The 10,190-nt window shown below is 72.7% G+C and carries 9 protein-coding genes; 4 read left to right on the forward strand and 5 right to left on the reverse strand.

Annotation, left to right across the window (positions count from 1 at the left end; genetic code table 11):
- The coding region (locus tag AB0J39_RS35005) for an ABC transporter ATP-binding protein (protein WP_363472665.1) at positions 1 to 1,126 on the forward strand (1,126 nt) is incomplete at its 5' end.
- Here AB0J39_RS35005 and AB0J39_RS35010 read toward each other — a convergent pair.
- From AB0J39_RS35010 to AB0J39_RS35025, 4 genes are all read right to left on the reverse strand, one after another.
- Positions 1,028 to 1,684 carry a response regulator transcription factor gene (locus AB0J39_RS35010; protein ID WP_363472667.1) on the reverse strand — a complete coding sequence of 219 codons (657 nt, stop codon included), beginning with the start codon at positions 1,682 to 1,684 and terminating at the stop codon, positions 1,028 to 1,030. The two genes, AB0J39_RS35005 and AB0J39_RS35010, sit on opposite strands and share 99 nt — an antisense overlap.
- A 188-nt stretch (positions 1,685 to 1,872) precedes the next feature.
- Entirely contained in the window at positions 1,873 to 2,793 is a 921-nt protein-coding gene (locus tag AB0J39_RS35015; protein WP_363472669.1) for a hypothetical protein, read from the reverse strand.
- Positions 2,794 to 2,963: 170 nt separating this feature from the next.
- Complete coding sequence (locus AB0J39_RS35020) at positions 2,964 to 3,905, reverse strand: hypothetical protein (protein ID WP_363472671.1); 942 nt, start codon at positions 3,903 to 3,905, stop codon at positions 2,964 to 2,966.
- A 119-nt stretch (positions 3,906 to 4,024) separates the two neighbouring features.
- Positions 4,025 to 5,866 carry an AMP-dependent synthetase/ligase gene (locus AB0J39_RS35025; RefSeq protein WP_363472672.1) on the reverse strand — a complete coding sequence of 614 codons (1,842 nt, stop codon included), beginning with the start codon at positions 5,864 to 5,866 and terminating at the stop codon, positions 4,025 to 4,027.
- Between the two features lie 204 nt (positions 5,867 to 6,070).
- Between AB0J39_RS35025 and AB0J39_RS35030 the strand changes: the two genes are divergently transcribed.
- A complete protein-coding gene (locus tag AB0J39_RS35030; RefSeq protein ID WP_363472673.1) occupies positions 6,071 to 7,552 on the forward strand; it encodes a peptide MFS transporter in 1,482 nt (493 codons plus the stop codon).
- A gap of 7 nt (positions 7,553 to 7,559) precedes the next feature.
- Here AB0J39_RS35030 and AB0J39_RS35035 read toward each other — a convergent pair whose 3' ends face one another.
- Positions 7,560 to 8,981: a PLP-dependent aminotransferase family protein gene (locus AB0J39_RS35035; protein WP_363472675.1), complete on the reverse strand. Its 1,422-nt coding sequence runs from the start codon at positions 8,979 to 8,981 to the stop codon at positions 7,560 to 7,562.
- 64 nt (positions 8,982 to 9,045) lie between these two features.
- Between AB0J39_RS35035 and AB0J39_RS35040 the strand changes: the two genes are divergently transcribed.
- The gene (locus AB0J39_RS35040; RefSeq protein ID WP_363472678.1) at positions 9,046 to 9,717 is read left to right on the forward strand and encodes a hypothetical protein; all 672 of its coding nucleotides are present in this window, start codon (positions 9,046 to 9,048) and stop codon (positions 9,715 to 9,717) included.
- On the forward strand, positions 9,714 to 10,190 hold a 477-nt coding region (locus AB0J39_RS35045; RefSeq protein ID WP_363472680.1), incomplete at its 3' end, for a hypothetical protein. The genes AB0J39_RS35040 and AB0J39_RS35045, both read left to right, overlap by 4 nt.

The raw sequence follows: 10,190 nt of genomic DNA on the forward strand, positions 1-10,190 counted from the left end.
CGGGCGGGAGGTCTCCCGGCAGGCGAGAGCCGCGCGGGCACTGGCCCGGGTGACGGCGTCGCGGACGCTGTCGCTGGCGGTGGGAGCCTGGCTGCCGGTCGTGCTCCTGCTCGCGGGCGCGCCCTGGCTGGTGCGCCAGGGGGTCACCGGCGGGGTGATCCTCGGCTCGCTGACCTACGTGATGCAGTCGCTCGCCCCCGCGCTCGGAGGCCTCGTGCAGGGCCTCGGCGTCAGCGGCGTCCGCCTGGCCGTCACGCTGGAGCGCATCCTGCACGCCCCCGGCCCGCCCGTCGCACACGGCGACCGGCGGCCCGGCGGGGTCCGCCTGGAGCTGCGCGGAGTCCGCTTCGCCTACGGCGCTCCCGGTCAGAAGGCCGCCGAGCCGGTGATCGACGGCCTGGACCTCGACGTGCCCGAGGGCGACCACCTGGTGGTCGTCGGCCCGAGCGGGATCGGCAAGTCCACGCTGGCGGCGCTCGTCGCCGGTCTGCTGCGCCCGGACGACGGCGAGGTCCTCGTCGGCGGCGTCCCGGCCGCACAGGTCCATCCGGCCGCCCGCGCGCTGATTCCTCAGGAGGCGTACGTCTTCCCCGGCACCCTGGCGGAGAACCTGACCTACCTCGCGCCGGGGACGCCCGCGGAGCGGGTGGACGAGGCGGTGGCGGTGTTCGGGCTGGCGGAGCTCGCACGGCGTACGGCGGGCGGCCCGCTCGACCCGGCCGAGCTGTCGGCGGGCGAACGGCAGCTCGTCGCGCTGGCCAGGACCTACCTGTCCCCCGCCCGGCTGGTCGTGCTCGACGAGTCGACCTGCCATCTCGACCCGGCCGCGGAGGCGCGGGCGGAGGCGGCGTTCGCGGCGCGCGAGGGCACGGTGATCGTCGTGGCCCACCGGATCTCCTCGGCCCTGCGGGCCCGGCGGGTGCTGGTCATGGACGGCACCCGCGTCCTGCTCGGCACGCACGCGGAGATGGTGGCCGCCTCGCCGCTGTACGCGGACCTGGTCGGCCATTGGGAGGCGCCGGCGCCGCTACCGGCGGGAGCGGTAGCGCAGGATGCCGATGTCGCGCCCGGCCGTGGGCCAGAGCCAGCCGCACTCGGAGGCGATCTGGATCGCCTCGACGCGTGAGCGGGCGCCGACCTTGGTGAGGATGCGGGACAGGTAGTTGCGGACCGTGCCGCGTGACAGCGACAGGCGGTCGGCGATCTCGCCGACGGTCGCGCCGCAGGCGGCGGTCTCCAGGACGTCGAGCTCACGCGCGGTCAGCGGGTTGGCGTCGGCGTCGAGCGCGGCCACCGCGAGCTCGGGGTCGATGACCCGCTCTCCCTTGGCCACACGGCGGATGCAGTCCACGAGGTGGCCCGGCGAGGCGTCCTTGACGACGAAGCCGCGCACGTTGGCGTCCAGCGCCTTACGCAGCGCGGTCGGCGTGCCGAGGCCGGTGAGCACGACGGTCCTGCACGAGGGTAATCGGCGGTGCAGCTCGGCCGCCGCGGTGAGGCCGTCGACACCGGGCATCCCGATGTCGAGCACCGCGACGTCGGGACGCCGCAGGCAGCCGAGCCGGACGATGTCCTCGCCCTTGTCCGCCTCGGCCACCACCTCGAGGTCGTCCTCGCTCGACAGCAGAGCGACCAGCGCCTTGCGGATGAGGTGCATGTCCTCGGCGAGCATCAGTCGGATCAATCCAGACCCCCTACACGCGGTGCGAGCGGATGCTCGCCGTTCGTGACCGCGGCGCTCCACTCACTATGCAGGTTTCACGCGCACGCCGGGACCTCTCTACCCCAACTGTCACCTTTAATCAGGAACCGCGTCAGAGAAAAAGCGGACGCCCGGCCCCCGTACGGGGACCGGGCGACGCGGGCGGATTCCTAGTGGCGCCAGACCTTCACGTAGTCGGTCGCCTCGGAGCCCTTGAGACGGCGGTTGCCGTCGAACCGCACCGCCCAGGTGCCGGACCGCCAGGCCCGGACCTTGGCGGCGAAGTCGCCGTCGCCGTCGGTCTCGATGGTGTCGATGTACTGCCAGCGGCGGGAACCCGAGGGCTGGAAGTAGATCTTCACGTCCTGCGAGCCCAGCCAGCGCCAGTCGTTCCAGTAGTTGCGGCTGTCGGAGCAGTAGCGGTCGCCGCCGCGACGGCCGGAGAAGTCGTTCCAGTCGTCGTAGTACCAGTCACCCCAGCACTTCGCGGTCTGCAGCGTGCCCTTGAGGGTCAGCGAGCGGCCCTTGCGGACCGGCTCGGGCGTGGCGTCGAAGCCGGCGATGCGGGTCGCCTTCGGGCCCGACGGGCGAGGCGCGTGCCACTCGTTGCGCTTCACCGTGAAGGTGCGGTCGGCGGTGTACTTCTTGCCGTCGAGGCCGATCGCCTCCACGTGCACCTTGTAGGTGCCGGTGCGGTCGCTCCAGTCGAAGCGCCACGACCGCGACGCGTGGTCGAACTTCGGACCGTCGTTCGGGCCGCCCTTGCGCTTTCCGAACCAGTGGTCGCCGCCGTGGTCGCTGCGACCCCTCGGACCCCACAGGTCGATGTCGACGCTCTTGACGTCCTTGGTCGTGACCCGGGCGGTGACCTGGGCCGACCGGCCCCTGTTCACCACGACCACGTTCGGGTCGACGTCGACCGACACGATGCGCGGGTCCGGCGTGTACGGCTTGCGGGCGTTGTCCGAAGGAGTGGAGTCCGACGTGGGCGTCGGCGAAGGCGCGACAGGGTCCGCGTACGCGGGCGCAGTCGCGAGCGCCGTGGCGCCCATGGCGACCGCTACCAGGGCGGTAGCGACTCGTTTCTCCATGAGGCTAAATCCTCTCCCCGTTTCAAGGATCGCGTCCCGGTTTGGGACGCACCTACGTCATAGACGTCACAAGGAGGAGAAAAGTTGCCTCACTCTTCCACGAAAAATATCACAAAATGGTAACTGTCCACTATGTCGGCTTTATGTGCTTATATGGCTTAAATCGACCTTTATGCCTCACGCTGCGGACTTGTGTCGGCGGCATATCTGGACGTACCGGCATACTCGGCGCGCCATGTGCCCTCTCCCTCCGCCCGGAGCCGGGCGCTGAACCAGCCGTCCCTCCGGGTGACCGCCTCCCCCACGGTCTTCCAGCGGGGCGACCCGGCGGGCCGGAAGCGGATCTCGACCCGCTGCCCCGCGAAGGGCCGGTAGTCGACCTTGCCGCCCGGGTCCACCCGCAGCAGCGTCCCGGTGACCCGCACGGCGTCCCCGTCGCGCACCGCCTTGAGTCCCTCGATCTCGGTCGCCCGGCGCAGGTTGAAGCCCGCGCGGGCGACGGCCCGCTCGCCCCGCGCGTTCACCGCCGTCGCGGTGACCGTCCAGGGGCCGCTGCGGTACCACCGCGACAACGGCTTGTCCGGGAGGAACCGCCAGGTCTCCCACTCCCCCGACGACGCCGGGGAGACGCGCCAGGCCGGCCGGGCACCCGCGGGCGACACGCCCACCACGCCGGGCATCGCGGACGCAAGCCCGCCCAGGCCCGGCAGGGGCCCGACAGCCGGCCCGACAGCGGACACTGAACCGGGCACCGAACCGGGCACCGAACCGGGCACGGCGGGAGCCGGGAAGCCCCCCGGATCCGGGGAGGCGGACGGCACCGGCACGGCGTCGCCGGACGGCGGCGAGGGGGACACGTCCGGCCCGGGCTCCTTCCCGGGCTCGTCCTCGTCGGAGGGCGCGCGGCCGGGTTCCAGGACGACGGAGACGCGCTCCGCGCCGCGCGCCACCACGTCGACGACCAGTCGCACCGACCCGCTGGGGCCGACCACCGGATCGGACGGGCGCACCTCGACCGAGCGGATGGCCAGGTCACCGGAGGCGGGGCCCGGCACGGCCGCCGCCGCCGTCGCGGCCGCGAGGGCCAGCGTCGCGAACAGAGGTCTCATCATGCCCCGTGACCGTACGCACGACTGGGGGCCGCCCCGCCCTCGACACACTCCCGGTCAGGTAAAAAACCGGCCCGTGAACTCGGTCCGGTCGTGCGGCCCGGCGGGAGACCTCCCCGCGCTCAGCCGGTCGCGTACAGCTCCTCGATCACGTCGGCGTACCGCGCGTGGACGACCCGGCGCTTGAGCTTGAGGCTGGGCGTGAGCTCCTCGGTCTCGGCGGTCCACTCGGCGGGCAGCAGCCGCCACCTCTTGATCTGCTGCACCCGGGCGAGCCTGCGGTTGGCGGCCTCGACGGCCGCCTCGATCTCGGCGAGCACGTCCGGATGCCCGGCCAGGTCGGCCAGGGACTCGAAGGGGACGCCGCGCGCCCGCGCCCACTCGGGCGCGACCTCGCCGTCCAGGGTGAGGATCGCCACCGGGTACGGCCGGCGGTCCCCGTAGGCGAGGGCCTGCCCGATGAGCGGGTGCTCCTTCAGGTGCCCCTCGATGACGGCCGGGGACACGTTCTCCCCGCCCGAGGTGATGAACAGCTCCTTCTTGCGGTCGACGATGCGCACGAAGCCGTCCTCGTCGATCGACCCCACGTCGCCGGTGTGCAGCCAGCCGTCGGCGTCGAGCAGTTCGGCGGTCGCCTCGGGGAGGCCGAGGTAGCCCCGCGTGTTGAGCGGGCTGCGGGTGAGGATCTCGCCGTCCTCGGCGATCCGCACCTCGACGCCCGGCTCGGCCCGGCCCACCGTGCCGAGCTTGAAGACGTCCGGCGAGTTGGCGGTGAACGCGCCGGTCGTCTCGGTCATGCCGTACACGTCGATGACCTTCAGGCCGAGGCCGGCGAGGAAGCGCTGCACCTCGATCGGCATCGGCGCGGCGGCGGTGGCGCACCAGCGCGCCTGGTCGAGGCCGATCATGCCGCGGATGAGCGACAGCAGCGCCGCGTCGGCCCGCTCGTACGCCTCCCGCACCTCGGGCGTGACCGTGTGGCCGTACTGCAGCCCCTCGATGTAGGCGAGCCCGGCGGCCATCGCGGCGCGAACGTTCTCCTGCTGCTCGGGCGGCTGGCCGGCCAGCAGCGCCTGCAGCCGGGCCGTGACCTTCTCCCAGACGCGGGGGACGCCGAAGAACAGCACCGGGCGCACCTGGCCGAGCGTCGCGCCGAGGTTCGCCATGTCGGTGCAGAAGTACACGTGGTTGACCTTGACCAGCGGCAGGTACAGGCTGAGCACGCGCTCGGCGATGTGCGCGTAGGTGAGGTAGGAGATCTGCGTGCCGTGCGTGGGCAGGTCGATCATCCGCTGCGTCGCGGTGAGTTCGAAGAACACGTTCGCGTGGGTCAGCGGGACGCCCTTGGGGTTGCCCGTCGTCCCCGATGTGTAGAGGACGCTCAGCGTGTCGTCCGGGGTCACCGCGCGCCAGCGCGCGTCCACCTCGGCCGGGTCGGCGGCCAGCGCGTCGGCGCCGATCTTGAGGAACGCCTCCCAGCTCAGGAAGCGCTCGTCGTCGGAGGGGGCGCCCTCCAGCATGACGATCCTCGTCAGCGCGGGCAGCTCGCCCAGGATCGGCTCCCAGCGGGCCAGGTCGGCGGGGCCGCCGAGCACCGCGATCCGCGCCCCGACGTCGCGGGCGACGTACGCGACCTGCTCGGGGGCGAAGGTGGCGTAGACGGAGCAGGGGACGGCTCCCGCGTGGACGGCGCCGAGGTCGGCGAGCACGTGCTCACTGCGGTTGACCAGCATCAGCGCGACGGCGTCGCCCGGCCGCAGGCCCAGCGCGGCGTAGCCCGCGGCGATCTCCAGCACGCGCCCGCGCGCCTCGGCGTAGGTCAGCGTCGTCCACTCGTCTCCGGCGGGATCGGAGTAGGCCGGCGAGTCCGGATGCTCCCGCGCGGCCCAGCTGAGCTGCTCGCACACCGTTCTGCCCGCGATCTCCCGCTCGATCGCCGCCCGGTCTTCAAGTACGCCGGTCATCGCGCCTCCCAAGGGGCATCTCGCACGCGTGGCATGCATCGCATCACAAAAGATCAGCCGCGGACAAGACCCCGGTGGAGAGAAGCGCGAGCGGATGTGATATGCGATGCCATCACAATCGGACAAATAAGACATAAAGGCAGGTAAGGTACGAGAACGATGCGAGGGGGAGAACGCATGGCATCCGGAAGATCGGGTCCGCCGGTGGGAGAGCGAACCTTCTTCGGCCATCCACGGGGGCTGGCCACGCTGTTCGGCACGGAGATGTGGGAGCGCTTCAGCTACTACGGCATGCGCGCCGTCCTCGTGCTGTTCCTGACCGCGCCCGTCGCGCGCGGCGGCATGGGCCTGCCCGAGACGACCGCCGTCGGCGTCTACGGCGTCTACATCGCCTCGGTCTACCTGCTCGCCCTCGTGGGCGGATGGCTCGCCGACCGGCTGCTCGGCGCGCGCAGGACCGTGCTGGCCGGCGCCCTGATCATCATGGGCGGCCACGTCAGCATGGCGCTGCCCATGGCCGGGGGGTTCGTCTGGCTCGGTCTCGTGCTGATCGCGCTGGGCAGCGGGCTGCTCAAGCCGAACATGTCGGCGCTGGTGGGCGAGCTGTACCGGCACGAGGACGACGCCCGGCGCGACTCCGGCTACACGGTCTTCTACATGGGCATCAACCTGGGCGCCTTCCTCGGCATCATGGTCGTGCCCTGGCTGCAGACGGGCGGCCGCTGGCATCTCGCCTTCGGGGCGGCGGCGGTCGGCATGGCCATCGGCCTGGCGCAGTACGTGCGGGGCCGGGCGACGCTGTGCGGCGCCGGCGAGGAGCCGGACCACCGGCTCACGCCCGAGGAGCAGCGGCGGTTCAAGCTCGTCGCGGGCGTCGGGCTCGCCGCCGGATCGGCCGCGCTGGCCCTGTGGGCGGTCAGCGGCACGCTGACCGTGGACCGTTTCGCCCTCGTGCTCACGGTCGTGACGGCGGTCGTGCCGGTCGCCTACTTCGCCTTCCTGTTCACCTCACGCGAGGTCACCGCGGAGGAGCGGACCGGGCTGCGCGCCTACGTGTGGCTGTTCCTCGCCGCCGCGATGTTCTGGCTCGTCTACGATCAGGCCGGCAGCGCGCTGCTGCTGTTCGCCAAGCACGACACCGACCTGGACGTGTTCGGCTTCACGATCCCGCCGGGCTGGGTGGGCAACGTCAACTCGCTCGCGATCATCCTCGTCGCCCCCCTCTTCGCGCAGATGTTCCTCAAGGCCGGCACCCGCATCAGCACACCGCTCAAGTTCGCGGTCGGCCTGGTGGTCGTCGGGCTGAGCTTCGTCGTCATGTCGGTCGCGGCCGGCATCGCCTCGGGCGGCGTGAAGGTCTCGGTCATGTGGCTGCTGTCGGTCTACCTCATCCAGACCGTCGGCGAGCTGTTCCTCAGTCCGGCCGGGCTGTCGGTCACCAACAAGCTCGCCCCCCGGGCGTTCGAGAACCAGCTCATGGGCCTGTGGTTCCTCTCCATGGCCCTCGGCGACTCCGTCGGCGGCCAGGCCTACCGGCTGACCAAGGTCGTGCCGATGCCCGCGTACTACCTCACCCTCGCGCTCGCCGCGATCGCGGCGGGGCTCGTCATGCTGGTGTTCGTCCGCAGGCTCCGCGTGCTGATGGCCGAGCACGACCACGTGCCGCCCGTGCCCGCGCCCAGCTGAGGACCGGTCACAGGATCGGCGTGAGCGGCTCGCGCGGCCGGTAACCGGCGGGATCGCGGGCGATGCGGCGCACCGCCTCCTCCAGCACGGCCGGCGGCTGTGTGAACGGCAGCCGCAGATACCGCTCCAGCGCGCCGTCCACGCCGAACCACGGTCCCGGGGCCAGCCGGACGCCTCGGGCGGCGGCGGCAGCGGCGACCGCGTCCGCCACCGGCCCGTCGAGCCGCACCCACAGCGAGCCGCCGCCGCGCGGCACCGTGAACGCCCAGCCCGGCAGCTCCTCGCGCAGGACCGCGGCGAGCGCCGCGCACGACGCGCCGAGCTCACGGCGGCGCTCGGCGCGCGCCTCCTCGACCCGCTCGAACAGGCGCGCCACCACGAGCTGCTCGAACACCCCGCCCGCGATGTCCACGGCGGCGCGGAGCACGGCCAGGCGGCGCACCGTCGCGGCGCTCGCCCGGATCCAGCCGACCCGCAGGCCGCCCCACCACAGCTTCGAGGCCGACCCCACGCTGATCACCCGGCCGTCGGTGTCGAACGCGGCCAGCGGCGCCGCGCGGGCCGTGTCGTCCAGCGCGATCTCGGCCCAGCTCTCGTCGGCGATCAGCGTGACCCCGTGCCGGCGGGCCGCGTCCACCAGCGCGCCGCGATCGGCGTCGGACATCAGGTGTCCTGTCGGGTTCTGGAAGTCGGGGATGACATAGGCGAGGCGGGCCGCCGACTGACGCATCGCGCAGCTCACCAGGTCGAGATGCCAGCCGTCCTCCTGGACGCCCACCGGCACCAGGCGGGCTCCCCGCAGCCGCGCCGCGTCGATCGCGTGTGGGTAGGTCGGCGACTCGACCAGCACCGATCCACCCGGCTCCGCGAACGCGGACATCAGCAGATGGATCGCATGCTGGGCCCCGGCCGTGACGAGGATCTGCTCGGGACGGGTGGGCAGCCCCCGCTCGCCGTACCTGCGGGCGATCGCCTCACGCAGCGGCGCGAGCCCGGACGGGTGGTAGCCCATGCCCAGCGCGTACCGGTGGTAGGCCAGGCCCGCCTCCTCAAGGGCCTCCCCGAGCAGGGCGGTCGCCGGGGGCGCGGCCGCGTGCAGCGGCAGCAGCCCGTCGTCGTCGGACGCGAGCCACGGGTTGTCGGTCCCGAGCGCACCGGCGTCGGGCAGGGCCGTACGGCTGCCGGACCCCTGCCTGCTCTCCAGATAGCCCTGCTCACGCAGCCGGTCGTACGCCGAGGTCACGGTGGTGCGGCTCACACCGAGCGCCTCGGCCAGGTGTCGCTCGGCCGGCACGCGCACCCCGACGGCGAGCCGTCCGTCGAGGACCAGGCCGCGCACCGCCTCCGCGAGCGCCCGGTAGTAGGGCCGGGCCTCGGAGGGCACCCGGACGAGCCGGGCGAGCTGAGGGGCGCTGAGATATCGATCCATAAAGGCCAATTTCTCCGATTGGCTCTTTCCTCGCAACCTCACCGGCCTGCACGATGGGCCGACTATGACCGAACTCTCCACCTCCCCCGCCCCCGCTCGCTCCCGCTTCTCCCTCCCCCGTTCCCGCTCGCTCGCGCTCCGGCTCGTCCGCCTCTACGCCGGCCTCGTGCTCTACGGCGGCGGCATCGCGCTGCTCGTCAGGTCCGGGCTCGGCCTCGACCCCTGGGAGGTCTTCCACCAGGGCATGTCGGTGCGCACCGGGTGGTCGATCGGCCTGTGCATCAACCTGGTGGGCGCGCTGGTGCTGCTGCTGTGGATCCCCCTGCGGCAGCGGCCCGGCCTCGGCACGATCAGCAACGTCCTGGTGGTCGGCACCAGCGCCGACGGCGTGATGGCACTGGTCCCCGCGCCCGCGGCCTGGCCGGTCCAGTGGGCCTTCCTCCTCGGCGGCATCCTCGCCATCGCCGCCGCCTCCGGGCTCTACATCCACGCGGGCTTCGGCCCGGGGCCGCGCGACGGCCTGATGACGGGCCTCAACCGGCTCGGCCTGTCGATCCGGGTCGCCCGCACGGTCGTCGAGATCACCGTGCTCGCCGTGGGCTGGCTGCTCGGCGGCACGGTCGGCATCGGAACGGTGGTCTTCGCCCTGACGATCGGCCCGGCGACGCAGGTCTTCATGAAGCTGTGGACCCCCGCCGGGGACACCGCCCGGCCACCGGGTACGAAGCCTGCATGATGAGGCGAGCCCTGTGGGAAGGCCTGGTCGCCGGGGCGGCCGGGGCGGTCGTGATGACCCTCGGCGAGAAGCTGGAGCAGCGCGTGACCGGGCGGCCGGACTCCTATGTCCCGGCACGGGTCCTCGAACGCCTGACCGGCATGGCCGAGCGGTCCGGGCGCGCCTCCGACGCCGTCAACTGGGCCATGCACTACGGCGAGGGCGCGCTGCTGGGGGTCCTGCGGTCCGTGATGGCCCACGCCGGGCTGCGGGGCCCGTGGTCGTCGGCCAAGTTCGCCGTGGTGCGGCTCACCAACGACCAGATCCTGGAGAACGCCACCGGCGTCGGCGCGCCGCCCCCGACCTGGCCCCGGTTCGAGCTGGGCGTCGACCTGCTCCACAAGGCCGTCTACGCCTTCGCGACCGGGGTCGTGGCGGACGCCCTGGCCGGCCGTACGGGACCGGGCCCCGGGCGTGCCGCTGCCCGGGGCCCG

Origin of the sequence: Microbispora sp. NPDC049633 (assembly GCF_040675265.1) — a bacterium.
GTDB lineage: Bacteria > Actinomycetota > Actinomycetes > Streptosporangiales > Streptosporangiaceae > Microbispora > Microbispora maris.

What these genes read in the sequence shown, in the direction of transcription:
- AB0J39_RS35015 (WP_363472669.1), bottom strand. Translation starts at nt 2,793, where the DNA reads ATGGAGAAACGAGTCGCTACCGCCCTGGTAGCGGTCGCCATGGGCGCC.
- AB0J39_RS35020 (WP_363472671.1), bottom strand. Translation starts at nt 3,905, where the DNA reads ATGATGAGACCTCTGTTCGCGACGCTGGCCCTCGCGGCCGCGACGGCG.
- AB0J39_RS35025 (WP_363472672.1), bottom strand. Translation starts at nt 5,866, where the DNA reads ATGACCGGCGTACTTGAAGACCGGGCGGCGATCGAGCGGGAGATCGCG.
- AB0J39_RS35035 (WP_363472675.1), bottom strand. Translation starts at nt 8,981, where the DNA reads ATGGATCGATATCTCAGCGCCCCTCAGCTCGCCCGGCTCGTCCGGGTG.
- AB0J39_RS35040 (WP_363472678.1), top strand. Translation starts at nt 9,046, where the DNA reads ATGACCGAACTCTCCACCTCCCCCGCCCCCGCTCGCTCCCGCTTCTCC.